The sequence below is a fragment of the Streptomyces sp. NPDC005485 genome (assembly GCF_040606085.1).
Taxonomy (GTDB): domain Bacteria; phylum Actinomycetota; class Actinomycetes; order Streptomycetales; family Streptomycetaceae; genus Streptomyces.
Map to the genome: position 1 here is coordinate 88,706 of NZ_JBEXDZ010000003.1, position 24,278 is coordinate 112,983.

The following is a 24,278-nucleotide window of genomic DNA, read 5'->3' on the forward strand; positions in this document are numbered from 1 at the left end:
TCACGTGTCGGCCCGCGGGCGGGCCCGCCGCCTGGACCCAAATCCCAGACCTTCAGCTGTGCCCCGAAGCGTCTCGTGGAAGGCAGCGACTAACGTGCTGGCCTTGCCGCCAGCAGCCATCAAGACGCTGGCACCACTCGAACTCGCCGACGGCAGAACGCTACTGGCGGCAGGAACCAAGCACAGCGTGCACATCTGGGATGTTGCGTCAGGTCATCACCTCGTCGACCTCGACACCGGGCTGGCGTTGGGGATGTGCCCGATCCGCGGCCGCAGCGGACGAGTGTTCCTCGCCGTCGCAGGCGTGCGTGGCGCGGCAGTCTATGATCCGCTGTCCGGTCTCCAGGTTGCCAGCACCGAGGATGCGCACCCCGTAATGAATCTGCAGGTCCTGGCAGACGGAGATCAGCGTTGGCGTCTGATTCTCGATACTCGCGACGAAGGCCTGCGGCTGTGGCAGCCGGACCTGGGCCCACGCTTGCAGGCACTCCCCCGAGTAGGCTTCCACAAGGCGGTCATCCGCGATCAGGAAGGGCATTGGCTCATCGCCCAACAGGCCTCCGCTGTGCCCAACGGCCAGCCGCTGAAGTAGGAACTGCTCGAAGCCCACCGTCAGGGTGCTGCCCAGGCGCAGCACCAGCATCAGTACAATCACACCGCGCATCCCGGGCAGGGTGATGTGCCACATCCGGCGCCAGCGGCCGGCGCCGTCGACCGTGGCGGCTTCGTACAGGTGGGCGTCGATGGCGGCGAGCGCGGCCAGGAAGACGATGATCCCCCAGCCCGCTTCCTTCCACACCGACTGGGCCGTGACCAGGAGCGCGAAGGCGTCCGAATTGGTCATGATGTCCCAGGTGCCGATGTCGTGCCGGCGCAGGAACTGGTTGAGTACGCCGGCACCGCCGAGCATCTGCTGGAAGACGGTGATCGTCAGCACCCACGAAAAGAAGTGCGGCAGAGCGGCGGCGGGCCTCTTCAAGAGCGTCATCTCGCTGCTGTTGATCTGGGGCGCGAACAAGCTCGCGCACGCCTTCGGAGAGGCCGGGTTGTACCGCACATGAGCATCGCTTTCCCCCTGCGGCGGCGCCCCAGCAACAACCGCCCGGTCTGGGACGAACAGCCGTCGGCGGCTTGGCACGCCGGCCGGGGCGCCGTTCTCACCCTGATGGTCGCGGCGGTGCTGGTACCGCTGTGGATCGTCGTCGTGACCGCTCCCGCTCGTTCGCCCACCGGCTGATCCTGACGCTGCTGATCGTGACCATGTTCGTCGGCGGTGGCCTGATCCCCGCCTTCCTGGTGGTCACCGGCCTGGGCGGCTACGGACGCTACTGGACACTGATCCTCCCCAGCGCCGTATCGGTCTTCAACATCCTTGTCCTACGGGCCTTCTACTCCAGCACCTCGGCGGAACTGATCGACGCGGCCCGGATCGACGGAGCCGGCGACTGGCGGATCCTGTGGTCGGTGGTGCTGCCCACTTCCCGTGCCGTCACCGCGGTGATCACCCTCTTCTACGCAGTCGGCTACTGGAACGCGTTCTTCAACGTCATGCTCTACATGCCCACCGAGAGCCAGAAGTGGCCCCTGCAGTACGTACTCCTGACGTACGTCAACCGCGGCAACGGCCTGCCCGGATCCGTCAACGGCGGCTTCGGCAACGCTCACGCCGAGACCGCGCCGCTGTCGCTGCAGATGGCCGTCGTCGTGCTGACCCTGATACCGCTGCTGATGGTGTACCCGTTCATGCAGAAACACTTCAGGACCGGTGTCCTCACCGGTGCCGTCAAGGGATGACGCCGACGTCGGTCTCCGTTGCCAAAAACCAGTCCATCTCGCCGGTTGACCTGCTTGCGGGACCGGCCATCACCGGCAGCAGCCGCTCGGCGCCGGACACGGCCAGGTAGCCGCCGCCGTACGCCTTGCGCACCAGTACGGCGATCCGCGGCACCCGGCTCTCGGCGACGGCGAAGATCATCTTGGCGCCGTGCCGGATGATGCCCTGCCGCTCCACCTCGGAGCCGATCATGTAGCCGGCGATGTCGACGAGGAAGAGCAGCGGGATGTTGTAGGCGTTGCAGGTCCAGAGGAAGCGGGCCGCCTTGTCGGAGGCGTCGGGAAATATGACTCCTCCGTGACTGGTCCGCTTTCAGTCGTCGCCGACAGACGGTACGACGCCTGCCATCACCGTGACGTGTGAAGTACCCCGGCTACCGGGAGAGCGCGCGGTCGGCAGTCATCCCTGAGCGTCGATTCTCGGAGATGTCGGCCTGCCGGCAGACCCCAGCAGTACCACCACGGCGGTCACGGTCTTCTGGAGCACTGTGATCTGTGGAGTCGGGGACGAGTTCGCCGACGAGGGCGGCGAACGGCGCGTCGAGCTGAGCGGCGAGACGGGCCCGCAGCTCCGTCAGCCGGCGGATGCGGTCGTCGAGCTCGGCCAGCCGCCGGTAGGCCACCTGGGGGACCACACAGGTGGTCGGGGTGTCTACGCGAGGCTGGGAGACGGGACCCACCCCCTGGGGAAACACGCAGGTGGTGGGCCCGGTGTCCGTGCGATGGGGGGACACCCCGGGGAGGTCCGGCAGCTCATCCAGGGTGTCGACGAGTAGACGCACATCACCGATGGTGAGGCCGGATTCCAACAGCTCGCGGACGGCGCGCAGCCGGCGTACGTCCTCCTCCGCGTACTCACGCTGTCCCGACGAGGTACGCCGTGCTGTGACCAGGCCGCGCTGCTCGTAGTAGCGCAGGGTGCGGGTGGTCACGCCCACGGCGGCCGCCGCGTCACCGATACGCATCCGTCCTCCAGGAGTCAGATCCAGATGATTACAACTCCACCACCACGGTGCCGATGTGCTGTCCCTCGAGCAGCTCCATCAGGGCGCGAGGCGCCTGATCCACTCCGGACAGGCGCGTGTGCGCAAGGGTGATCGTGCCGTCGCGGAGGTAACGGGCGAACACCTGCGGGTATTCCGCCGCGGCGTCCATGTGCTCGGCGGCGTTGATACCGATGAGGCGGATCCCTCGCGCGATGAGCCCAATGGTGTCGATCTCGACGGACGCCTTGATATCGCCGTTCACCTGCGCGGAGAGCGCTCCGACCAGCCCCACCCGCGCTCCCGGGCGGGCGAGGGCCAAGGCGGCCTCAAGCTGTTCCCCGCCGACGGTGTCGACGATCGCGTCGATACCCTCGGGGGCCGCCTCGCGCAGCTGCTCCCCGATCGGGTCGGCGCCCCGCAGGACGACTGCGTCGTACCCCAGTTCCTTGACCAGATAGTCGGCCTTGCGCTGTGAGCTGGTGCTTCCGATGACCCGTGCGGCCCCACGCAGACGGGCGAACTGCCCGGCAAGGCTGCCGAGGCCGCCGGCCGCGCCGGAGACGAACACCGTGTCACCGTCACGCACCTCGGCTCCCCGCACGACACCGAGCCACGCGATCATCCCGAACGAGAGATGCGCCACCATGTCCGGCAGCGCCTTCAGGTCGACCGGCGTCGCGGTGCTTCCGTCGACGACCGCGTACTCACGGAAACCCAGAAAGTGCGACACCAGGTCGCCGGGGCGCAGCGCACCGCCGTCGGGAGCCGCCACCACCTCGCCGATGGCCGGACCCGACAGTGCCTGGCCCAGCTGGAACGACGGCATGGGCAGCCCGGACTGTTCTTCCAGCAGGGCGCGCAGGGCGGCGGAGACGCTCATCATCCGATTGCGGACCAGCACCTGCCCAGGACCCGGATCGGGTACGGGGACTTCGACGACGGTGAAGTTGTCCGCGCTGAGAGCGCCTTTGGGACGGGAGGCAAGACGCACCTCGCGATGAGTGGCGGGGATGGATGAATGGGACATGCGTGAGCTCCTGACCGATCACTGATACCGCTGCGCACACCATGTGCGGCACTCACCGACGTTAGGAGTTGACGCACGCGTCAAGGTCAAGCCGGGGCTACTGGCAGCCGCCCTCAGCCATTGGATGCGAGCAGTCGCGAGGCCTTACGAGGGGGTTGACCCGCTCGATCCGGGCCAGGACAGCCTCGACAGCCTCCACCGGTGACACCTCGCGTTCCCGGATGGCCCGGGCCAGCTCGATGGCCGACATCTCGCACAGCTGGTCGTCAGTCATCGCCACGCTCCTCGTCGTCAATCTCCTCGGCCGGAAGCCACAGGACTCGCCACCGGGCGGTGAACCCGGGCCGGGTTCTGTTCTCGACCTCGATCACGCAGTCGAACAGGAGCAGGTAGCCGTCGCCGCGCGGTTCGGCCTCAAGGACCTCGAACGTCAACCGCATGCGCTCACCCGCCCGTACCGGGGAGACGAAGCGCACCCGGTCCATGACGTAGTTCCAGCCGGCGATCTCGCCGGGGTCCGGGCGCAGGGTCGTGGTCATGAGGTGGTCCAGGAGGCTGAGCAGGTGGAAACCGTCGACCAACTGCTCGGAGTAGACCGTGAGGTCGTATCCGTCGGGGTTGTCATCGACGTAGCTCGCCCGGTCGAACAGCGGGAGCCTGTCGGCGTCCACGGCGAACCAGTCTCCGGTGAACGAGCGGCCGGCCAGGGACGGGATCTCCGCGAACGTGACCACCACGCTGTCGGCGAGCCGGCTGTCCTGTGCGGGGACGGAGGTGGCGGCGTTGACATCAGGCATGGCGGGCCACCAGGAGGGAGTCGACGATCAGGACGCGGCCGGTACCGTGTTGCACGAAGACGGGGTTGAGGTCTCCCTCGGCAAGCAGGTCCGCGAAGTCGGCTGCCAGCAGGGAGAGCCGGTGCACGGCGTCGGCGAACGGCCCCGTGTCGGTCTTGGGCTGGAGGTTGCGGTAGCCGTCCAGCACGGCGCCCAGCCGGCTGCGGCCGATCACCTGTCCGGCCTCGACGGGGTCCACGGGGTCCAGTGCGTATGCCGCGTCCTTGTACAGTTCCACGAGCGTCCCGCCGGTGCCGACGGTGGTGACGGCGCCGAAACCCGGGTCGGACATGAACCCAATCATGGCCTCCGTGCTGTCGGACCTGCTGCTGCACTTCGAAGCCCTCGATGACGGCGTCGGGTCGGGCCGCACCCACCCGGTCCCTGATGCCGTCGACCGCGCGGCGCAGGGCGGCCTCGTCCCTGACGTCGAGGACGACACCGCCGATGTCGGAACGGTGCGGGACCTCGGCCGAGGCAACCGTCACGACCACCGGGTAGAGGAACTCGCCACGCTCGCCGGGATCAGCATCGACTACTACGTACGCCTGGAGTGCGGCAAGGAAACCCGGCCCAGCCCGGCGGTCCTCAACGCGCTGGCCCGTTCCCTCCTCCTTGATGCGACGAACACCAGCATCTGCGGGAGTTGGCCGCCCGTGCCGCGCGGTACGCCCCCGAGCCGCCTCCGCCGCCGAGCCGCACCGTACGCCTGCACGTGAAGCTGCTGTTGGAGACGATGCGTCCGGCTCCCGCCTACGTCATCAGCCGCAGCATGGATCTGCTCGCGTGGAACCCCGGCGGGCTCGCACTGTACGCGGGCCTGGCCAACTGGCCAGTCAAGCAGCGCAACCTCGCCCGCTCTCTGTTCCTGCACCCTGCGGCCCGCGACCTGTTCCCCGACTGGGACAATCAGGTCCGCGGATGCGTCGCCCGGCTGCGGGCGCTGGCCGGCACCAGCCCCGACGCACCGGACCTGACCCATCTCGTCGGTGAACTCCTGCTCAAGAGCTCAGATTTCGCCAAGCTCTGGGAGCGCTACGACGTCACCGGCCGCAAGCACACGACGAAGACGTTCCACCACCCCGAGGTCGGCAAGCTCACCCTCGCCGCCCATTCCATGGCCCTCGAAGGGACCCCGGGACAGCGCCTGGGCACGTACGTCGCGGAACCCGGCAGCCCCGACCACGACGCCGTCCTTTGCTGGACATGACTGCGCCGGGGTCTGCCGGCACCCCGCACTCGCAAAGGTCAGTGGCGAGCGCCCGAGAGCGGTGAATCGCGCGGGACGCGTACCGCTGCTGTCAGCGCCGACGGCTTCTGTGTCGTAGGTGCCTCAGCGGCGTGCCGTGCGCCGTAGTTCGCTGTACCACCAGGTCTCGACGCCGGCGACGGCGGCGAGAATGACCACGACGCCCGTGAGGGCACCGAGCGGCGAGAGTGCGTTGGCTGCGGGGCACCAGGCGAGGAGTACGAGCATGGCGCCGAGGCGGAACGGTCCCCAGACGCCCACGGTGATGCGGCCGAACAGCGTGAGCCCGCCCAGATAGAGGGCCGCGCCGCCGCACAGAGCTGAGGCGGAGAACGTGCCGAGGCCCTCTCGACCGCCCGCGTCCGCGACGACGCCTTCCATGCCGAGGGCGGTCAGTACGATGCCCGCGACGACGGGGAAATGGGCGTAGCCGTAGGCGTGGACGGCGAGGCTCAGCCGCTGTGCGCCGCGGGTCTCCTCAAGGCGGTGCTCCACGATGCGGGTCACGATGTCGAAGTACAGCCACCACAGTCCCGCGGTGGCGGCGACGCCGAGGACGGCCGCCGTCAGGAGCGCCAGGTCGATCGGGCGTCGGGAGGCGGCCGCTCCCATGGCGAGCAGGGACTCGCCCAGGGCGATGATGATGAAGAGTTCGTGGCGTTCGCTGAAGTAACTCGCACTGTGGATACGCCAGTTGCCGCGGCGTGACGTGGTGTAGATGCCGCCCCAGTCCACGACGATCGCCACCGCGAACAGCACGGTCTGCGTGGTGCCGATCCCTGCTCCCGCGATGAGCAAGCCGCCCGCCCCCAGGACGGGAGCCACGGAGATCACCACCTGCCGCCGTAGGCCGTGGTCGTCGCCGGCCAGTGCGGCATAGACGATGAGGTGGACGCAGCGGACGAACAGGTAGGCGCAGGCGAGGACGACGGGGCCGTTCAGTCCGCCGGGGCCGTCGTGCCATGCCTCGGGGACGGTGAGGGCCACCGCGAAGACCCCGGCCATCGCCACGGCGAGGCCCGCGCGCAACACGCCTCGGTCGGTGGAGCGTGCCTGGTTGCCGAGCCAGGCGTAGGCGGACCAGGAGAACCACACGAGGGCGAGCAGCAGCAGGCCGTGGAGCACGCCGGTGCCGGTGTGCTCGTGTGCCATGTACCAGGTGATCTGGGTGAGTGTGAAGACGTAGACGAGGTCGAAGAACAGCTCGAAGGGCGTTACCCGGCTCATGAAGCCGGGGCCGCCCTGAACAGTGCCTCGCGCTTCGGGCGTGCGGGCCTCGCCGGTGGGGATCTGTTCGTCGGTCATTCGGCGGCCTCTCGCTGCGCGAGCCGTACCTCTTCGGTGTCCAGTCGAGCCTGCATGCGCAGCAGCACGCTGTCGTCGATTCGGCGCTCGTCACGCAGGGCGATGACCGCGGCGCGTTTGTGCACCAGAAGGGCGAGGCGCAGGTCGGTCTCCTGGTGGTGGCGGCGCAGCAGGGAGCCGGAGTCCTCTGTGTCTTCGGCTGCGTCGATGGCGTGCAGGGTCCTCAAGTGCGTCTCGTGCTCGGCCAGTAGTCGGTCAGCGACGTCCGGATCGGTGCCGAGTTCGGCGGCCACGTCGGGCAGAGCCTGCAGGGCCGCCTTCGATGCGGCGGTCTGCGCCAGGTGGAGTTCGCGTTCGTGGTCGGTGTCCTGGGGCAGCCGGGCCCAGCGCGCCACCCCCGGCAGGACGAGCCCCTGGACCACCAGGGTGACGACCACGACCCCCGCCGCGACGAAGACGATCGTGTCGCGGTCGGGGAAGGGTGCGCCGGAGTCGACGGTGTAGGGCACGGAGAGCGCCAGGGCCAGCGAGACCGCGCCGCGGAAGCCCGCGAGTGCGCTGACGACGCGGGCGCGGTGCCCCATGCGGCGTTCGCGTTGCTGTGGGCGCCGGTCCACGAGCCGGATCGTGTACGCCGCGACGAACAGGAACGTGAAGCGGACGACGACCAGTGCCACGGAGACCGCGGCGACCATGACGAGCGCGTCGGTGAGGGCGTTGCCGGACAGGCCGCGCACTGCTGCCTGCGCCTCCAGGCCGACCATGACGAAGAGGAAGCCGTTGAGCAGGTACATCGCCAGCGACCAGAACGCCTCCGTCTGGCGGCGGGCGTCGGCCTGGCCGAGTCTGGGGCCGGCCTGGCTCATCACGAGACCGCAGACCACGACGGCGAGCACCCCGGACGCCTCGGCCAACTCGGCCAGCAGGTAGGCCGTGAAGGGGATCAGGATGATCGTGAGGTTGCCGATCAGTGTGTCGTCCAGGGTGCGGATCCGGCGCCGGGCCAGGATGCCGAGCCACGCCACCAGGAGCCCGGCCGCGATGCCTCCTCCGTAGGACAGGAGCAGCAGGCCGCCGATGTGCGGGACGCTGAGGTGTTCGGCGCCGACGGTGGCGCCGACGGCCAGGCTGTAGATGACGAGCGCGGTGCCGTCGTTGATGAGGCTCTCGGCGCGCAGCAGTGTGACGTTGCGGCGTGGCAGGAGCCGCGAGACGACGCCCACGGCGGTGGCGTCGGTGGGGGCGACGGCTGCGCCGAGCACCCAGGCCGGTCCCCAGGGCAGGCCGAGCGTGTGCGCGAGGGCCGCCACCGCCCACGCGGTGACGGCGACCAGGAGCGTGCCGTTCAGCACGATGCCGCGCAGGTCGCGCCGGATGGCCCGTAGCGACGTGGTGATGCTCTCCCAGTACAGGAGTACGGGCAGGAAGACGAGGAGCAGGACGTCCGGTGGCAGCTGCGTCTCACGCAGCCAAGGTACGAAGCCGAGCAGCGCGCCCGCGGCGAGCTGCAGGACCGGTGCGGCGATCCGCAGCCGAGTGGCGAGGACGCCGCACACCACGAGCGCGATCCCGAGGATCACGACGAATTCAAGGCCGTGCACCGGTCACCTCCTGTCTGTCGTGGTCTGTGGTGCTCAGCGCGGACGAGTTGGAGCGTGACGGCGCGAAACTGCGGGGACAGGACGTGTTCGACGATGCCGGTGAAGCGGCCGTACGCAGAACGGTAGGCAGCGTCGACGCGCTCGTGCACGGGCGGGATCAGCGTCCTCGAAGGCCCTCTCCTTGCTCACCCCGGTTGCGCGGACGCGGGCCCTGGTGGTGGCCTTGGGCGCCGCGGAACCACGGCCCCTCACGGCCCTTGACGGAGCGTACGTAGATGACGTCGCCGTCGCGCACCATCCACATGGTGACGGGGTCACGCAGCGATCCGTCGGCGCGCTCGGATTCGAGGGTGATCTCCTGGCCCGCGCCGATGCGGTCGAGCTGTGCGTCGGTCCATGCCGTCATGACGGTCTCCTGGGTCCGGGTACTTCTTGATGATCTTCACTCTGTCCGCAGTGGGGCAGGCATGCCTGCCGGGAGGTACGAGCCGGGGTCAGGTCCGGGCGGTGGCCGGCTTGAGCAGCAGTCCCGTCGCCGTGGCGGTCACGGTGAGGAGGACCACGCCGATCAGGAGGCTGAGGTGCAGACCGTGCAGGAAGCCGGCCTGGTTGGCAAGGAGCGCGCCGAACACGGCGACGGCCAGGGCCCCGCCGAACTGCCGGAAGGTGTTCAGCGCGCCGCCGGCGAGGCCCGCCTGCTGTTGCGGCACGCTGTCCAGCATCAGGCCGGTCATCGCGGGCACCGCGAGGGCGCCGCCGAAGGCCACCGGCATCATCAGGACGGCGACCAGCCAGGTGGCGGCGGTGGCGGGCAGCGCGAAGAGGATGAGCAGGCCCGCGGCCATGATCCACTGCCCGGCCGTCATCACGGCCTTCGCGCCGAACCGCTGGACGACTCGCGCGGACAGGAACGCCACGACGGCCGTCTGCAGGGTCATCGGCAGGAACGCGATGCCGGTGTCGAGCGCGGACAGGCCCCGTAGCTGCTGGAAGTACAGGCTCAGCAGGAACGTCAGACCGTAGAAGCCGATGTTGAGGGCGAACCCGGCCAGCAAGGACAGGCTCACCGAGCGGGTGGTGAAAAAGGTGAGCGGGAGCATCGGGTGACTGCCGCGCGCCTGCGCCGCCACGAACACCATGAAAGACAGCACGGCGACGACCAGCGCTGTCAGTACCAGTGGCTCGATGAAGCCGTGTTCGCCACCTTCGATCACGGCGTAGGTCAGTCCGCCCATGGCCAGGACCGCGCTGATCTGCCCGGTCCAGTCGAAGGGGAGGGGGCGTCGCGGGGACCGGGCGACCCTGGTCAGCATCAGGAGGGCGATGGCGCCGACGGGCAGGTTGATGAAGAAGATCCACCGCCAGCTGATCGCGCTGAGCGCGCCGCCGAGAAGCGGTCCGGCGGCGGAGCCGACCGAGCCGCCCACGGCCCAGATCGCGATGGCGCGGGTGCGCCGGGCCGCGTCCGGGTACGCCTCCCCGATCAGGGCGAGCGTGGCCGGCATCATCACCGCCGCGCCCGCCCCCTGGACGAGACGGGCTACGCCCAGCACGGGGAGCGTGGGCGCGAAGCCGCAGGCCGCGGAGGCGACGAGGAAGAGGGCGAGTCCGGCGCCGAACGCCTGACGCGCCCCGATCCGGTCGGATATCGAGCCTGCGGAGAGGAGCAGGGCGGCGAGGACCAGCGTGTATCCGTCGACGACCCACTGCAGTCCGGTCATCCCGCCGCCGAGGTCGTCGCCGATCGTGGGCAGCGCGACGCTGACGATGAGAGCGTCCAGCGTGATCACGAAGAACCCGAGGAGGGCGGCGCCCAGCGCCCGGCCGGGGCCGGTGGCCCGGCTCCCGCTCCCGGTGGTGGCGGAGCTGGAGACGGGTGTGAGAGTACTGGTCATGGGGAGCGGACTCCTGACAGCGGACGGATGCTTCAGCCGCTGTCCAGCCTGCTGTGTGAGCGTCGCGGGTGGCAGGGCGAGCTGTGCCGGGGAGCAGCGTCAGGTGGGTATGCTGGGACCCCTCACGCCACATTGGCGCAGGTCAGCGAGGTTGTTAGGCTGGGGGCGGCGACGCGGGCGGGGCTGCTGTCAGGCCGTGATGTGGTCGGCGCGATCGCATGCGGCGGATTCAGCGGTGCCGATGTCGAGCCGGACCATCTTGTCGTGATCGGCGGTACCCGGTTCGGCGCAGAAGGCGACGAACCGGTGGGCCAGGGTCTCGTCCAGCGGCATCGACTCGATGCACAGGCTCAGGTCGCCCACGTCGGGGTGGTGGAAGGTCTTGATGCCCTGCACATGCGGCTTCACGTCGTAGCGGCTCCACAGGTCCGCGAAGTCCGGGCTTTTCGCCAGGAGTGCGTCGACCAGAGCGGTCAGGTCGCGGGCGTCGGGGTCGGTTCCTGCCAGGACCCGGAGTCGGGCGACGCAGGCGCGGGCCTGCTCGTCCCAGTCGTCCAGGACGTCGGGGGCATCGGGGTGCAGGAAGACGTAGCGGGCGATATTGCGGTCGGAAGCGGGCTGCGCGTCGAGTCCGGCGAACAGGCCCAGGGCGCTCGGGTTACAGGCGAGGACGTCGAGGGTGCGGCCGAGGACGAAGACAGGGTTCGGCCTCAGTTCCTCGACGAGCAGCAGCACACTTCGCCGGATCTCCCGCGCCGCCGGAGCGCCCTGAGCCTGCGGAGCGGCGCGTACGGCCCGCGCGGCCCGTACGGCAAGGTCGTGCAGATGCTGACGGCCGTACGTGTCCAGTTGAAGGGCCCGGGCGAGCGCGTCGAGCACCGCGGGGCTGGGGCGGCACTCCCGGCCCCGTTCCAGCCGCGTGTAGTAGTCGATGCTGACGCCGGCGAGGGCGGCCAGTTCCTCCCGGCGCAGGCCGGGCGTACGGCGCAGGCCCGTGGCGCTCAGTCCCACCTGTTCGGGAGTGACCTGGGCCCGCCGGGCCCGCAGATAGGCCCCGAGGCCACTGTCAACATCACCGCTCGCCCCGCTGCCTTTGTTGTGTGGTCCACGTGCCATGTGCCCATTGTGTCGTTCGGGCCGGGATAAGTCTCCTGCACCTCGGTGGCGCACGGTCCGTGCTTCCTGACGCGGATATGGAAACCGCGCCCACAACTGCGCCACCCCTCACCGTGCGTGTTCACAGATTCTTCCTCTCCTCCTCCCCTCGACATGCGAGAAGGCGCGGTGAGGGGCCCTGTTGTACCCCTGAACGTTGTTCCCCCGCAGAACCCGGTCTCCCACTCGGCGCGTGGGGACGGCAGGCTCCCCATAGCTTGAGGAGCAGTTCTTCCCTTTGTCCTCGGGCTGCGCGAGCGAAGCCCCGTCTGCGCGTTCCACCCGGCCATGCACGGAACCCGAGGACCGGGCATAGCCCGCCGCTCGCGGGCATTCGCTCGAACCGAGCTGACGCTGTCCCCGTCCACCTCCAGGAACCCCCGTGGAAATCTTCAAGCAGCCCGCCACAGCCAAGGGCCCCGCGCTGACCTTCACCGGTGATGTCTGGGTCGACCAGCTCTACGCCACTGCCGACCCCGCGGGCGCGAGCCTCCACCTGGTGCGGTTCGCGCCCGGCGCACGGACCCACTGGCACGCGCACCGGCTCGGCCAGACCCTGCGCATCGTCGAGGGGATCGCCCGCATCGGAACGCGCGACGGCACCGTCATCGAAGCGCACCCAGGCACCACGGTGCACATCGGCCCCGGTGAGGACCACTGGCACGGCGCCTCCCCCCACCGGTCCATGGCCCATCTCGTCCTGATGGACGGCGACGGCGACACCGTGCCGCAGACCGAGTGGGCCGAGGCCGTGGAAAACGGCGAGTACAACGCCCCCCGCACCAACGCCCGCTGACGACGGCCACCAACCGAACCGACAAGGAGCACCCACCCCATGCGCGCCACCCTCCTGTACGAGGCCGGCGACGTCCGCGTCGAGGACGTCCCGGACCCGCAGATCCAGCACCCGACCGACGCCGTCCTGCGCATCGTCCGTTCGTGCATCTGCGGCAGCGACCTCTGGCCGTACAAGAGCCAGACCTACACCGACACTCCGCGTCACATGGGCCACGAGTTCCTCGGCGTCATCGAGGAACTGGGCTCCGATGTACGGGAGTTCACAGTCGGCGACGTCGTCGTGGTCCCGTTCGTCTACTCCGACAACACCTGTACGTACTGCCGCGACGGCCTGCAGACCTCCTGCACACACGGCGGAACATGGGGCGTGAACGGCGTGGACGGCGGGCAAGGGCAGTACGCCCGCGTCCCGCAGGCCCAGGGCACCATGGTCAAGCTGCCCGTCGACGAGCACTCCGAGTTCCTGCCCGACCTGCTCACCCTCTCCGACGTGCTGTGCACCGGCTACCACGCCGCACACACCGCAGGCGTACGGAAGGGCGACACGGTCACCGTCATCGGGGACGGCGCCGTCGGCCTGTCCGCGGTACTCAGCGCCAAGCTGCTCGGTGCGGAACGCATCATCCTGATGGGCCGGCACCGCCGACGCACCGATCTGGGTGTCGAGTTCGGTGCCACCGACGTGGTCGCCGAGCGCGGCGAGGACGGCGTGGCCCGGGTACGCGAGCTGACCGGCGGCGAAGGCACACGCACTGTCCTGGAATGCGTCGGCCTGGAGGCCGCGCTCACCCAGAGTGCCGGTGTGGTCCGCGACGGCGGCACCATCAGCCGCGTGGGCGCGCCGCAGTACCCAGCGATCCCCTTCGCGTTCCCCGAGTTCATGCGCAACATCACCCTCACCGGCGGCGTCGCACCCGCACGCGCCTACATCGAGGAACTAATGCCGCACATCCTCGACGGGACGATCCGCCCCGGCCGCGTCTTCGACCGCACCATCGCCCTGGAAGACGTCGCCTCCGGCTACCAGGCCATGGACGACCGCCTGGCCCTCAAGGTCCTCATCGCCGACTGACCCGGCACACAACCACCCCACCAGCAAAGGACGTACGCAAGATGAGCACGCAGGGCCAGCAGACCAAGGAAGTCGCCGTCATCATCGGCCCCGGCAGCATCGGCCTCGCCATCGCCCGCCGCATCGGCGCGGGCCGGACCCTGCTGCTCGCCGCCCACAGCGAGCAGGCCGTCGAGGCAGCCGCCGAGCAGCTGCGCGGCGACGGCCACGACGTCGCCACCCGCGTGTGCGACATCGCCGACCACGACGCGGTCGAGGCCCTCGCCGACGAGGCCGCCGCTCTCGGCTCCGTCACCCAGGTCGTCCACGCCGCAGGCGTCTCGCCCACCCAGGCGCCCATCCAGCGCATCCTCCACGTCGACCTGCTCGGCACCGCAATGATTCTCGACGCCTTCGGCCGCGTCATCGCCCCCGGCGGCGCCGGCCTGGTCATCGCCAGCATGGCCGGGCACCGCGAAAGCCCGTACGAACCGGAGATCGAGCAGGCTCTCACCACCACCGAGACGTCAAAGCTGCTCGCGCTGCCGTTCCTGACGGACGAGCAGATCGGTTCCACCGTGCACGCCTACGCACTGTCCAAGCGCGCCAACTCGCTGCGCGTCCTGGCGGCCGCCAGCGCATGGGGCAAGCGCGGCGCCCGCGTCAACACGATCAGCCCCGGCGTCATCATCACGCCGCTCGCCCTGGACGAACTGTCCGGGCCGCGCGGCGAGTGGTTCGAGCACGTACGCAAGGTGTCGGCGGCCGGCCGGTTCGCCGGCCCCGACGAGGTCGCCGACGCGGCAGCCTTTCTCCTCGGCCGCAGCGCCGGCTTCATCACCGGCGCCGACCTCCTCATGGACGGCGGTGTCACCTCCGCCCTACGCACCGGCGAGCTCACCACGCCCTGAGCGACGGAACAACCGGCGGGCGCCGGCTGCACGCTGCCCCCGCACCCTGACTTCAGGCAGGGTGAGCCGTTCCGGGTGGAGCACATGGCCTCCGCACCCGCCGGTGCTTGCGGTCGGCCGCCGCACCGCCTGCCCGACGCGTCCCTGCGTACCGCCGCACCAGCACGGACCTGGGGTTTCTCAACCACCGTCGGAGGAAAACGATCACCATGAAGTGCCGTCCCCGTGGCCGCACCGGGTACAGGCCAGCCCGCTCGGCCCCGGCGCGATCAAGCGCACGACCGCGGGAAGCGATGCTGACGTGCCCGGTCACGGAGCACGGGCGCACGCTCCGCGTGCTGCCGACCGGCGCACTGTCCTGTTTGCGGCGGCAGCCGGAGCGGGGGGACTGGTCGTGCCCGGGTTGAGCGCCTGCACGGGGCGCGCCAGTCGACCATCGGCAGCAACCTGCACCGGTGCCACGCCGTCTCCGGCGCCGAGCGCGACCGTTGATGCGCGGGTCCTGTTGGTCTACTCCTCCCGGCCGGGGGAGAACTACTTCTACGGGGATCGCAAGGACCTGGAGATCGGCAACACCGAGGTCGTCGCGCGGATGATCGCCGACGCGCTCCCTGTCGACGTGTACCGCATCGAGGCGGCGGACCCATACCCGGACTCCTACGACGCCACCGTGGCGCGGAACGTCCGCGAGCAACAACGAGACGCCCGGCCAGACATCGCGACCCCACTTCCCCAGACGAGCGGCTACAACACACTGATCCTGGCCGGTCCGATCTGGAACGTGCGTCCGCCGATGATCATGCGGACCTTCCTGGACGGAGTGGACCTGGCCGGCAAGACGATCCTGCCGTTGGCCACCTACGCGGTCAGCGGACTGGGTGCCACGGTCGAGGAGTACACGACGGCGTGCCCGAGGTCCACGGTCGCCGAAGGTCTCGCAGTCCGTGGCGAGGAGGCGGCCGAAGCGCGAGGAGACCTCACCGACTGGCTTCGCGAGTCCGGCCTGTCGGCCTGACCGTCCCGGGTTCGGGAGCCCGGATACTCGTGGCGGTGCCTCTCGCGGCTCGAACGTCCGAACCGGTGTGGTCCTTCGGCGGGCTTGGCGACGGTGCACCAGCCGGCCAGGAGCACCAGGCGCTCGGCGGTGACGGCCCCCGGCGCAACCGGGGGGACGAAAGCTTCTCCACCCACCCGCTGCGACCTTGGATTCTACGTGTGTGCCGCTACCGCACATCCCGGAATGGGGGGCCCTGATGCACCCTCCCTTCGCGGCGGCAGAACCGGAAAACCCGCTATACGGTTTTGAAGGAAGCGCGTTTGGAAAGCCGACGCGCAGATTGTTCCTGCCGAGCCGGGAGCCGTAAGTGTGCCGCCCTCGTGCGGCGAATGTGAGGAATCATGGCTGGAGCGCGGAAGACTGTCCTCGTGGTCGGCGCGACGGGAAGCATCGGGCGCCATGCCGTCGCGGAGGCCCTGGCGAACGGCCACCGGGTACGGGCACTGGTCCGCTCCGCTTCCCGGGCCTCCATGCTGCCGGACGCAGCCGAGATCGTCGTGGGCGATGTGACGCGCCCGGACACGCTTCCCCAGGCCCTGGACGGCGTCGACGCCATCGTCTGGACCCTGGGCTCTTCCGGCGGCTCCCACACAGAGGCCGTCGATTACGCCGGAGTCCTCAACATCCTCAAAGCCCTGGACGGCCGGAGCCCGCACATCGCGCTGATGACCGCCATCGGCCTCACCGGCCGTCTTCCCGGGTATGCCGACCTGCAGGACTGGAAGCGCCGCTCCGAGCGCCTGGTCCGTGCCAGCGATCTGCCGTACACGATCGTGCGCCCGGGCTGGTTCGGCTTGAACGACGCCGATCAGCACCGGCCGGTCTTCCTGCAGGGCGACAAGCGCCGCTCGGGCAGCCCTTCCGACGGGGTGATCGCCCGCGAGGACATCGCCAAGGTCCTGGTCGCCGCCGTCGAGTGCGAGGAATCTCAGGGCCGCACCCTGGAGCTCGTAGCCGAGTCCGGCGTCTTTCCCGACGACCTGCGCCCGATGTTCGAGGCCCTGGAGCCCGACGCCGGCGGTTCACTGGACGGCGTCGGAGACCTGGCGAACATGCCGCTGGACAAGGAACCCTCCCGGGTGGCCGGTGACCTGGACGCGGTCCGCAAGATCCGTACGGTCTGATTCCCGACCGCCGCGCCTCAAGGGCGGTGACGGTGCATCCCTATGGCTTCGCGACACCCGAACGACCAGGTCGCGCGACACACGACGTCTGTTTCCCGGTACGTCTCGATGCCAGCGTCGACTGGGCCCCAGCTCCCCTGCGGACGGTGCTCGGCTCACAGGCACTGGGCAGCATCATCGACCCCCTGGAGAAGCGCCTGGACGCCTTCCGCGCCCAGAACGACCTGGCGGCTTCCACCGACTTCCTGCCTTGCGAATGACGCCCGCGCACCATGCGTAGCACGACCGCCGCCCACCACACCATCACGAATCGGAGCGCCACAGCATGAAGCACGTCCACCTCGGGGACCTAGACGTAGCCCGCATCGGTCTGGGTGCGATGGGCATGTCGCACGGCTACACCGACTCCGGCACGGACGAGACGGAGTCGATCCGCACCATCCACCGGGCCCTGGAACTCGGCGTCACACTCATCGACACCGCGGAGATCTACGGCCCGTACGTCAATGAGGAGCTGGTCGCCCGCGCGCTCAAGGGCCGTCGCGATCAGGTGGTGGCGACGAAGTTCGGGATGGTGTCCCACGCGGGCGACGGCCCGTGGAACCTGGACAGCAGCCCGGCCAACATCCGTACCGCGCTGGAGGGTTCGCTCCAGCGGCTCGGCACCGATCACGTCGACCTGTACTACCAGCACCGGGTCGACCCGAACGTGCCGATCGAGGACACGGTAGGCGCGCTCGCCGAACTGGTCACCGAGGGCAAGGTCCGCCACATCGGGCTCTCCGAGGCCGGAGTGGACACAATCCGGCGGGCGCACGCAGTACACCCCGTCACGGCCGTGCAGTCCGAGTACTCGCTGTGGACGCGCAGCATCGAAGAGCAGATCCTGCCCACGATCCGTGAACTCGGCATCGGCCTGGTGCCGTTCGCGCCGCTCGGGCACGGCTTCCTCACCGGCAAGGTCCGCTCGGCCGACAACTTCTCCGAGTCCGACTTCCGGCACGGCAACCCGCGCTTCACCGGCGAGAACTTCCAGCGCAACCTGCGCATCGTCGACGAGGTCGAGGCGGTGGCCGGCGAAGTCGGCGCCACCCCGGCCCAGGTCGCCATCGCCTGGCTGCTCGCCCAGGGCGAGGACATCGCGCCCATCCCCGGCACCAAGCGGGTCAGCCGCATCGAGGAGAACTGCGCCGCCGACGACGTCGAACTGACCGCGGCACAGATCGAGCGCCTCAGCAGCCTCCCGCCTGCCGCCGGGGACACGCACACCGAGGCCGGCAAGCGGATGCTCGAACGCTGAGAGGAGACGGATCGTGCCGCAGTCAACGGACGAGTCCGGCGTCGACCGCGAGGAGATCCTGGAGGTTCAACAGGTCTTTCTGGACGCGATGGTGGAGGGCGACACCGAGACACTCGGCCAGCTCCTCGACGACGACTTCACCCTGACCCACATGACCGGCTACGTACAACCCAAGGCCGAATGGCTCTCGGAGATGCGGGCGGGCCAGTTCGTGTACCACTCGATCGACACCAAAACCTCGACGCTCGACATCAGCGGTGACACGGCGCACCTGGTGCTCCGCACCCTGACTGACGCCGGGATCTACGGAGGCCGCGCCAATTGGCGCCTTGACCTGGCCAGCGACTACCGGCGTGAGGGCGACACCTGGGCGGTGCTGCGCACCGTGGCCTCGACCTGGTGAGCGCGGTCTCAGTACGGAACGTGAGGCCGGCGCGCCTGCTGCTGGCCGCCGAGGCTGTCCCATCACCGCGCCACCCGCGCCCGCCAGCTCCCAGCTGCACCGCCCGCCGGAGAGCACCGGTTGAGAGCTTCGCGCGGCCGACACCACGAACCCTGAAGGGGTTGAGGGCGTGTTGGGCGTATGTCGCCCAGCCCGGCACGCCCTACAACGATCCTCTCCTCCTCCTGCTGAACGTGACCGCGTCGAGTGCCGCCGACGCGCGGGCCACGAACCATCCCGTGCCACCCGGCCCTCAGACCTGAGAGGTCGGTGCCCCGTTCCGCATGTCCGGTACGGGCGAGGTGGACGGAACGCGTCGGCGCCCCGAGGGGGAGCGATATTCGGGGGTATGACAGGGCCCCCCATTGAGCGCGCCCGGCTCTGTTGACCCGCGCTATAAAGGGAGGGAAAGAGCCTTCTGTTCACTGAACGGTCGTTGGACTGAAGTGACTAGCCCAGGCTCGGGCATCAAGAAAGAACCCGATCCTGGGCGAAGAATGTGCCATACAATGCCGCCCACCCCTTGCATCAGGAGAACACGATGAAGTACACAAAATTCGGCAACACCGGCATGGACGTATCCCGCATATGCCTGGGCATGATGAGTTTCGGCAAGCCGGGAACCGAGAACGGGCTCTTCCCGTGGGCCCGCGACTTCGATGACGCCAAGTCGATCTTCGGCAAGGCCGTCGAACTGGGGATCAACTACTTCGACACTGCGAACGTCTATCAGCTCGGCACGAGCGAAGAGGTCACCGGTCACCTGATCCGGGACTTCGGTCTCGATCGCGACGACATCGTCGTCGCCACCAAAGTGCGAATGGAAATGCGCGCCGGAAAGCCCAACGGCGGCGGACTTTCACGGAAGGAGATCCTCAGCGAGATCGACAAGAGCCTGACACGCCTGGGCCTCGACTACGTCGATCTATACACGATCCACCGGCTCGACCCGCTGACGCCGATGGAGGAGATGATGGAAGCACTCCATGACGTAGTGAAGAGCGGAAAGGTCAGGTATATCGGAGCTTCGACGATGTACGCCTGGCAATTCGAGAGGCTCCAGAGCATCGCCGAGAAGAACGGGTGGACCAAGTTCGTCTCGATGCAGAACCACTACAACCTGATCTACCGTGAGGAAGAGCGCGAAATGCTTCCTCTGTGCGAGGATCGCAAGGTGGCGCTCACTCCGTGGAGCCCGCTGGCCGGTGGCCGCCTGGCACACCCGTGGGGTACGGTGACGCCGCGCGTCAAGATCGACGAAGTGTCGAAGTGGGTATGGGACAGCACCAACGACCTGGACAAGGTCGTGGTCGACAACCTCGAACAGCTCGCGAAGAAGCGCGGCATCCCGATGGCGCAGATGTCACTGGCCTGGATGTTGAGCAAGCCCTACATCACCGCCCCCATCGTCGGCACGACAGCCGTCCAGCATGTTGAGGACGCGGTCGCGGCCCTGGACGTCGAACTCACCGACGAAGAGATCCAAGAGCTGGAAGAGCCGTACGTCACCCACCCCGTACTCGGCATGATGTAGGCACGGACCCTGGATACCGGCGGCCTCCGGTTGGCCCACGCCCCGGAGGCAGGGTGCGGCAGGCGAGCACCCCCGTACAGCACTGCCCCGGTCAACTGGCCGCTGTCCATGAGCGACGAGCTGGCAGTCGACGTCATCGTGCCGTCCGGGGCCGGCGCGCTCATCGACTTGCCCAATTGCCCGCAGCCAAGGTCAACCATGGCGTCGATCCGCCTCCCCCCAGCCTTCGGCACCCGCCGCAGCACGAGCACGACGACCCCGGTCGCGGTCGGCACATCGATCCAGAAGATGGACCGTCAGGGGCTCCGGTGCGGCCGTCCGCAACCGCTCCCATGCGGCCGCGAGTTGTGTCAGCAAGCCCGGCTTTTCGCCTTCCCCGCTCGTCAGGTCAGCCCATGTGAACGACCCGGCAGGCTGCGACCACTTCACCTGCAATGTGTGGCGTCGCAGCCCCGATTTGAATTGGAAATCATCAGCCACACCGGCCTCTGGATCCGCCACTCGGATCCATTCCAGCGTCGGGAATTTGGCAAGCACCACGCGAGCGGCCAACCAGTATTGCCCGCCGAAGCCCACGACGGCCGCTGCCTCACCCCTACTTGGCTGCAACAGAACCCTCTGCCCACATTGCCCCAGCTTCCCAGCATGACCCGAGGGCCACATCTTTCGCACAGCAGAGCAGTCCAGGCAGCCCGAGGCCGCATCGAGGATGGATACGCCGTTACGGCTTGTCCACGACGGCGTAATTCCCCAGGGGCTGTGGTCACGTAATTCCCCAAGGCCCCGCGGGGTCAGACCTCATCGAATGGTTCGTCACTCCATCTGAACCAAGCACGAGCGTCACTGATGTGCAGAAGGAACTCAGCCACCGGACCTGACGGGGCCACCAGTGACAAGGTGTCCGCGATCCGGTCGTAGGAGTCGTCGAACCGCTCGTACTCCTCCGCCTCCAGCAGAGCCAGCGACTCGTCGAACCACGGCTTCACCTCTTCGAACGTCGGCGTGGGAACGAAGCGACCGTTCAGCCATGGAAAGTCGGCCTCGTCGATCACGATCTCGCCGAGCAGATACTCCTGCCGCATCAGTCGCCAGACTTCGCCCTCGAAACCCATCCCGCCAGCTCTCCATCCATGTCCTGGTGTCGCCGGGCAGCCTCTCACGCAGCGAGGACAACGAGGCAGGAGCGCCAGCAAGCTGCTGGCAAGCCGTATCGACGCTCCTGCGCACGATGGATCAGGACCGGCAGGGGTTGTCGCTGGGGTTCTTGGGGCGCTTGTTGGGCCGGTAGCTGGGTCCGTTCATGATCACCTGGTGACTCGCATTGATCAGCCGGTCCAAGAGGGACTCGGCGACGACGGGGTTGGGGAAGAGCGGATACCAGTCGCTGGGCGCCCGGTTGCTGGTGATGATCAAGGACCGTCCCTGCCGCTCGGAGATGAGTTCATAGAGGTCGTCGGCCTGCGGGGCAGTCATCTGACGCATGGCGAAGTCGTCGAGGATCAGCAGGTCGGGACGGACCGGCGCCTGCGGGCCACAAAACGTCCTCCCGCCGGGACGTGTCGCTCCGCTGATACGGACGCCGTACGTCCCGGTCTTCCCCAGGAGAATCTCCATGACCAGCACGGCTCCCGCGAACACACACCCCGGCAAGGCACCCGCACCCGAACCCGCCCCCGAGGTCGAGCTCTCGATCGGCGGCATGACCTGTGCCTCGTGCGCGGCCCGGATCGAGAAGAAGCTCAACCGCATGGACGGGGTCACGGCGACCGTCAACTACGCCACGGAAAAGGCGAAGATCTCCTACCCGGACGGAATCGACGTCGCCGACCTCATCGCCACCGTCGAGAAGACCGGCTACACCGCCCAGGAGCCGCCTCCCCCCACTCCCACGGCCGGCGACCCGGCCCAGGCGCACGCGGCTCCCCCTGCCGCGGACGGCGAGCTGACCGCCCTGCGAGAGCGCTTGTTCGTCTCGCTCGCGCTGTCGGTCCCGGTGGTCCTGATGGCGATGGTCCCGGTCCTGCAGTTCGACAACTGGCAGTGGCTGTCGCTCACTCTGGCCGCGCCGGTCGTCGCATGGGGCGCCTTCCCCTTCCACAAGGCCGCCTGGACGAACGCGCGGCACGCCGCCGCGACCATGGACACGCTGGTGTCCATCGGCACGCTCGCCGCCCTGGGCTGGTCGGTGTGGGCGCTGTTCTTCGGGCACGCCGGCATGCCGGGCATGCGGCACGCGTTCGAGCTCACCGTCTCCCGCACCGACGGCTCCTCCTCCATCTACCTGGAGGCCGCGGCCGGCGTGACCACGTTCATCCTCGCTGGGCGCTACCTGGAGGCGAAGTCCAAGCGCAAGGCGGGAGCGGCGCTGCGCGCGCTGATGGAACTGGGCGCCAAGGACGTCTCGGTGCTGCGGGACGGCAAGGAAGTACGCATACCCGTCGGACAGTTGGCCGTCGGCGACCACTTCGTCGTACGGCCCGGGGAGAAGATCGCGACCGACGGGATCGTCGTCGAGGGCGCATCGGCGGTGGACGCCTCGATGCTGACCGGCGAGTCGGTGCCGGTGGACGTCACTGCCGGCGATACCGTGACCGGGGCGACCGTGAACGCCGGCGGCCGGCTGGTCGTGGAGGCAACCCGCGTGGGCGCGGACACGCAGCTCGCGCGGATGGCGAGGCTGGTGGAGGACGCGCAGAACGGCAAGGCCGAAGTGCAGCGGCTCGCCGACCGCATCTCCGGGATCTTCGTCCCCATCGTCCTGCTGATCGCCCTGGCCACGCTCGTCACCTGGTTCGACGTCACGGGTGATGCGGCCGCCGCCTTCACCGCCGCCGTGGCCGTGCTGATCATCGCCTGCCCCTGCGCCCTCGGCCTGGCCACCCCCACCGCCCTCATGGTCGGCACCGGCCGCGGCGCCCAGCTCGGCATCCTCATCAAGGGACCCGAGGTCCTGGAGTCCACCCGCCGCGTCGACACCGTCGTCCTCGACAAGACCGGCACCGTGACCACGGGCCGCATGCAACTCCAGGACGTCTTCACCGCACCCGGCGTCGACAAGACCGAACTGCTGCGACTGGCAGGCGCGTTGGAGCACGCCTCGGAACACCCCATAGCCCAGGCCATCGCCACCGGCGCCGCCCAGCAGACCGGCAGCCTGCCCGTGCCGGAGAGCTTCGAGAACATCGCCGGCCTCGGCGTCCAGGGCGTCATCGACGGCCACGCCGTACTCGTCGGCCGGGACACGCTCCTCGCCCAATGGGTCATCGAACTGCCCCCGACGCTGGCCGAGGCCAAGGCCGCGGCGGAGGCAGAGGGACGTACGGCGGTCACCGTCGCCTGGGACGGCGAGGCGCGCGGTGTCCTCACCGTCGCCGACGCGATCAAGGAGACCAGCGCCGAAGCAGTGGCCGAACTGCGCCGGCTCGGGCTCAGGCCGGTCCTGCTGACCGGCGACAACCAGCTCGTCGCCGAGTCCGTGGCCAGGGCCGTCGGCATCGACCAGGTGATCGCAGAGGTCCTCCCCGAGGACAAGGTGGCCGTCGTCAAACGGCTGCAGAGCGAAGGCCGTACGGTCGCGATGGTCGGGGACGGCGTCAACGACGCGGCTGCCCTCGCCACCGCCGACCTCGGACTGGCCATGGGCTCCGGCACCGACGCGGCGATCGAGGCGGGCGACCTCACCCTGGTACGCGGCGACCTGCGGGTGGCCGCGGACGCGATCCGCCTGTCCCGAAGGACCCTCGCCACCATCAAGGGCAACCTCTTCTGGGCCTTCGGCTACAACGTCGCAGCCCTGCCGCTCGCCGCCGCCGGCCTGCTCAACCCGATGATCGCCGGCGCTGCTATGGCCTTCTCCTCGGTGTTCGTCGTCACCAACAGCCTGCGCCTGAGGTCCTTCCGATAGGCCCGCCCAGCTGAGCAGCAACGATGACCGCGGACGGCCGACACCATCAAGGCGGCGGCAGCCGGAGGGCAGGTGGGACTCGTGCAGGACGCGGCGTCGGCGGATCGGCAGGCGATCCACGAGGAACTGGAGCGGGCCCGCATGGCGTTCCACCGGCGGCTCGACGGCGCCACCGGCGCCGACCTGCGCCGGGGCACCGATGGCACCCGGTGGAGCAACGGGCACCTGCTGTTCCGCATGCTCTTCGGCTACATCCTGACATGTTTCCTG

The 24,278-nt window shown here is 68.9% G+C and carries 22 protein-coding genes and 4 pseudogenes; 12 read left to right on the forward strand and 14 right to left on the reverse strand.

Annotation, left to right across the window (positions count from 1 at the left end; translation table 11 throughout):
- Positions 1 to 568 precede the first annotated feature (568 nt).
- A pseudogene (locus ABZS97_RS02510) lies at positions 569 to 958 on the reverse strand (ABC transporter permease subunit); the annotation flags it as partial.
- Positions 959 to 1,057: 99 nt separating this feature from the next.
- On the opposite strand from ABZS97_RS02510, the gene ABZS97_RS02515 reads away from it, so the two are divergent.
- Both ABZS97_RS02515 and ABZS97_RS02520 read left to right on the forward strand, forming a co-directional pair.
- Positions 1,058 to 1,237: a hypothetical protein gene (locus ABZS97_RS02515; protein ID WP_356132642.1), complete on the forward strand. Its 180-nt coding sequence runs from the start codon at positions 1,058 to 1,060 to the stop codon at positions 1,235 to 1,237.
- Positions 1,192 to 1,794, forward strand: coding sequence for an ABC transporter permease subunit (locus tag ABZS97_RS02520; RefSeq protein WP_356132644.1), 603 nt, complete (start codon positions 1,192 to 1,194; stop codon positions 1,792 to 1,794). Before ABZS97_RS02515 ends, ABZS97_RS02520 begins: the two co-directional genes overlap by 46 nt.
- Here ABZS97_RS02520 and ABZS97_RS02525 read toward each other — a convergent pair.
- From ABZS97_RS02525 to ABZS97_RS02550, 6 genes and pseudogenes are all read right to left on the reverse strand, one after another.
- Positions 1,784 to 2,125: pseudogene (locus ABZS97_RS02525) on the reverse strand (carboxyl transferase domain-containing protein); the annotation flags it as partial. The gene ABZS97_RS02520 and the pseudogene ABZS97_RS02525 overlap by 11 nt on opposite strands.
- A gap of 82 nt (positions 2,126 to 2,207) precedes the next feature.
- Positions 2,208 to 2,798 (reverse strand): MerR family transcriptional regulator, encoded by a 591-nt coding sequence (locus tag ABZS97_RS02530; protein ID WP_356132646.1) that lies wholly within the window; start codon positions 2,796 to 2,798, stop codon positions 2,208 to 2,210.
- A gap of 28 nt (positions 2,799 to 2,826) precedes the next feature.
- Positions 2,827 to 3,846 (reverse strand): NADP-dependent oxidoreductase, encoded by a 1,020-nt coding sequence (locus ABZS97_RS02535; RefSeq protein WP_356132648.1) that lies wholly within the window; start codon positions 3,844 to 3,846, stop codon positions 2,827 to 2,829.
- 97 nt (positions 3,847 to 3,943) lie between these two features.
- Positions 3,944 to 4,120: a hypothetical protein gene (locus ABZS97_RS02540; protein WP_356132649.1), complete on the reverse strand. Its 177-nt coding sequence runs from the start codon at positions 4,118 to 4,120 to the stop codon at positions 3,944 to 3,946.
- The gene (locus ABZS97_RS02545; RefSeq protein ID WP_356132650.1) at positions 4,113 to 4,643 is read right to left on the reverse strand and encodes a hypothetical protein; all 531 of its coding nucleotides are present in this window, start codon (positions 4,641 to 4,643) and stop codon (positions 4,113 to 4,115) included. The genes ABZS97_RS02540 and ABZS97_RS02545 overlap by 8 nt, the downstream gene beginning before the upstream one ends.
- Positions 4,636 to 5,176, reverse strand: a pseudogene (locus ABZS97_RS02550) (acetate--CoA ligase family protein). The gene ABZS97_RS02545 and the pseudogene ABZS97_RS02550 overlap by 8 nt, the downstream one beginning before the upstream one ends.
- A 6-nt stretch (positions 5,177 to 5,182) precedes the next feature.
- Between ABZS97_RS02550 and ABZS97_RS02555 the strand changes: the two are divergent.
- A pseudogene (locus ABZS97_RS02555) lies at positions 5,183 to 5,892 on the forward strand (helix-turn-helix transcriptional regulator); the annotation flags it as partial.
- Between the two features lie 123 nt (positions 5,893 to 6,015).
- Here the strand turns inward: ABZS97_RS02555 and ABZS97_RS02560 are convergent.
- From ABZS97_RS02560 to ABZS97_RS02580, 5 genes are all read right to left on the reverse strand, one after another.
- Entirely contained in the window at positions 6,016 to 7,236 is a 1,221-nt protein-coding gene (locus ABZS97_RS02560) for a low temperature requirement protein A (RefSeq protein ID WP_356132651.1), read from the reverse strand.
- Positions 7,233 to 8,837, reverse strand: coding sequence for a Na+/H+ antiporter (locus tag ABZS97_RS02565; RefSeq protein ID WP_356132653.1), 1,605 nt, complete (start codon positions 8,835 to 8,837; stop codon positions 7,233 to 7,235). Before ABZS97_RS02565 ends, ABZS97_RS02560 begins: the two co-directional genes overlap by 4 nt.
- A 157-nt stretch (positions 8,838 to 8,994) precedes the next feature.
- The gene (locus tag ABZS97_RS02570; protein WP_356132655.1) at positions 8,995 to 9,243 is read right to left on the reverse strand and encodes a DUF2255 family protein; all 249 of its coding nucleotides are present in this window, start codon (positions 9,241 to 9,243) and stop codon (positions 8,995 to 8,997) included.
- An 88-nt stretch (positions 9,244 to 9,331) separates the two neighbouring features.
- Positions 9,332 to 10,732, reverse strand: a complete 1,401-nt coding sequence (locus tag ABZS97_RS02575) for an MFS transporter (RefSeq protein ID WP_356132657.1) — start codon at positions 10,730 to 10,732, stop codon at positions 9,332 to 9,334.
- A gap of 189 nt (positions 10,733 to 10,921) precedes the next feature.
- Positions 10,922 to 11,848 carry a helix-turn-helix transcriptional regulator gene (locus ABZS97_RS02580; RefSeq protein WP_356132659.1) on the reverse strand — a complete coding sequence of 309 codons (927 nt, stop codon included), beginning with the start codon at positions 11,846 to 11,848 and terminating at the stop codon, positions 10,922 to 10,924.
- A gap of 421 nt (positions 11,849 to 12,269) precedes the next feature.
- Here ABZS97_RS02580 and ABZS97_RS02585 point away from each other — a divergent pair, with 421 nt between their 5' ends.
- The 8 genes from ABZS97_RS02585 to ABZS97_RS02620 all read left to right on the forward strand — a co-directional run bounded on the left by ABZS97_RS02585 (position 12,270) and on the right by ABZS97_RS02620 (position 20,104).
- On the forward strand, positions 12,270 to 12,683 hold the full coding sequence (locus ABZS97_RS02585) for a cupin domain-containing protein (protein ID WP_356132661.1): 414 nt from the start codon (positions 12,270 to 12,272) through the stop codon (positions 12,681 to 12,683).
- A gap of 39 nt (positions 12,684 to 12,722) precedes the next feature.
- On the forward strand, positions 12,723 to 13,757 hold the full coding sequence (locus ABZS97_RS02590) for an alcohol dehydrogenase catalytic domain-containing protein (RefSeq protein WP_356132663.1): 1,035 nt from the start codon (positions 12,723 to 12,725) through the stop codon (positions 13,755 to 13,757).
- A 41-nt stretch (positions 13,758 to 13,798) separates the two neighbouring features.
- On the forward strand, positions 13,799 to 14,647 hold the full coding sequence (locus tag ABZS97_RS02595; protein WP_356132665.1) for an SDR family oxidoreductase: 849 nt from the start codon (positions 13,799 to 13,801) through the stop codon (positions 14,645 to 14,647).
- A 505-nt stretch (positions 14,648 to 15,152) separates the two neighbouring features.
- The gene (locus tag ABZS97_RS02600) at positions 15,153 to 15,662 is read left to right on the forward strand and encodes a flavodoxin (protein WP_356132667.1); all 510 of its coding nucleotides are present in this window, start codon (positions 15,153 to 15,155) and stop codon (positions 15,660 to 15,662) included.
- Positions 15,663 to 16,045: 383 nt separating this feature from the next.
- Positions 16,046 to 16,828, forward strand: a complete 783-nt coding sequence (locus ABZS97_RS02605; RefSeq protein ID WP_356132669.1) for an SDR family oxidoreductase — start codon at positions 16,046 to 16,048, stop codon at positions 16,826 to 16,828.
- A 325-nt stretch (positions 16,829 to 17,153) separates the two neighbouring features.
- On the forward strand, positions 17,154 to 18,128 hold the full coding sequence (locus tag ABZS97_RS02610; protein ID WP_356132671.1) for an aldo/keto reductase: 975 nt from the start codon (positions 17,154 to 17,156) through the stop codon (positions 18,126 to 18,128).
- A gap of 13 nt (positions 18,129 to 18,141) precedes the next feature.
- Positions 18,142 to 18,531, forward strand: coding sequence for a nuclear transport factor 2 family protein (locus ABZS97_RS02615; protein WP_356132673.1), 390 nt, complete (start codon positions 18,142 to 18,144; stop codon positions 18,529 to 18,531).
- 580 nt (positions 18,532 to 19,111) lie between these two features.
- A complete protein-coding gene (locus ABZS97_RS02620) occupies positions 19,112 to 20,104 on the forward strand; it encodes an aldo/keto reductase (RefSeq protein ID WP_356132769.1) in 993 nt (330 codons plus the stop codon).
- Positions 20,105 to 20,895: 791 nt separating this feature from the next.
- On the opposite strand, the gene ABZS97_RS02625 is transcribed toward ABZS97_RS02620, so the two are convergent.
- Both ABZS97_RS02625 and ABZS97_RS02630 read right to left on the reverse strand, forming a co-directional pair.
- A complete protein-coding gene (locus ABZS97_RS02625; RefSeq protein ID WP_356132675.1) occupies positions 20,896 to 21,216 on the reverse strand; it encodes a hypothetical protein in 321 nt (106 codons plus the stop codon).
- Positions 21,217 to 21,337: 121 nt separating this feature from the next.
- Positions 21,338 to 21,718, reverse strand: a complete 381-nt coding sequence (locus tag ABZS97_RS02630; RefSeq protein WP_356132677.1) for an ATP-binding protein — start codon at positions 21,716 to 21,718, stop codon at positions 21,338 to 21,340.
- Here ABZS97_RS02630 and ABZS97_RS02635 point away from each other — a divergent pair.
- Complete coding sequence (locus tag ABZS97_RS02635; protein ID WP_356132679.1) at positions 21,717 to 24,008, forward strand: heavy metal translocating P-type ATPase; 2,292 nt, start codon at positions 21,717 to 21,719, stop codon at positions 24,006 to 24,008. The genes ABZS97_RS02630 and ABZS97_RS02635 overlap by 2 nt on opposite strands.
- Positions 24,009 to 24,278 lie beyond the last annotated feature (270 nt).

Coding starts and splice junctions, on each gene's coding strand:
- ABZS97_RS02515 (WP_356132642.1), top strand. CDS start 1,058: ATGAGCATCGCTTTCCCCCTGCGGCGGCGCCCCAGCAACAACCGCCCG.
- ABZS97_RS02530 (WP_356132646.1), bottom strand. CDS start 2,798: ATGCGTATCGGTGACGCGGCGGCCGCCGTGGGCGTGACCACCCGCACC.
- ABZS97_RS02535 (WP_356132648.1), bottom strand. CDS start 3,846: ATGTCCCATTCATCCATCCCCGCCACTCATCGCGAGGTGCGTCTTGCC.
- ABZS97_RS02540 (WP_356132649.1), bottom strand. CDS start 4,120: ATGACTGACGACCAGCTGTGCGAGATGTCGGCCATCGAGCTGGCCCGG.
- ABZS97_RS02545 (WP_356132650.1), bottom strand. CDS start 4,643: ATGCCTGATGTCAACGCCGCCACCTCCGTCCCCGCACAGGACAGCCGG.
- ABZS97_RS02560 (WP_356132651.1), bottom strand. CDS start 7,236: ATGACCGACGAACAGATCCCCACCGGCGAGGCCCGCACGCCCGAAGCG.
- ABZS97_RS02570 (WP_356132655.1), bottom strand. CDS start 9,243: ATGACGGCATGGACCGACGCACAGCTCGACCGCATCGGCGCGGGCCAG.
- ABZS97_RS02575 (WP_356132657.1), bottom strand. CDS start 10,732: ATGACCAGTACTCTCACACCCGTCTCCAGCTCCGCCACCACCGGGAGC.
- ABZS97_RS02580 (WP_356132659.1), bottom strand. CDS start 11,848: ATGGCACGTGGACCACACAACAAAGGCAGCGGGGCGAGCGGTGATGTT.
- ABZS97_RS02590 (WP_356132663.1), top strand. CDS start 12,723: ATGCGCGCCACCCTCCTGTACGAGGCCGGCGACGTCCGCGTCGAGGAC.
- ABZS97_RS02595 (WP_356132665.1), top strand. CDS start 13,799: ATGAGCACGCAGGGCCAGCAGACCAAGGAAGTCGCCGTCATCATCGGC.
- ABZS97_RS02605 (WP_356132669.1), top strand. CDS start 16,046: ATGGCTGGAGCGCGGAAGACTGTCCTCGTGGTCGGCGCGACGGGAAGC.
- ABZS97_RS02610 (WP_356132671.1), top strand. CDS start 17,154: ATGAAGCACGTCCACCTCGGGGACCTAGACGTAGCCCGCATCGGTCTG.
- ABZS97_RS02620 (WP_356132769.1), top strand. CDS start 19,112: ATGAAGTACACAAAATTCGGCAACACCGGCATGGACGTATCCCGCATA.
- ABZS97_RS02625 (WP_356132675.1), bottom strand. CDS start 21,216: ATGGGTTTCGAGGGCGAAGTCTGGCGACTGATGCGGCAGGAGTATCTG.
- ABZS97_RS02635 (WP_356132679.1), top strand. CDS start 21,717: ATGACCAGCACGGCTCCCGCGAACACACACCCCGGCAAGGCACCCGCA.
- ABZS97_RS02630 (WP_356132677.1), bottom strand. CDS start 21,718: ATGGAGATTCTCCTGGGGAAGACCGGGACGTACGGCGTCCGTATCAGC.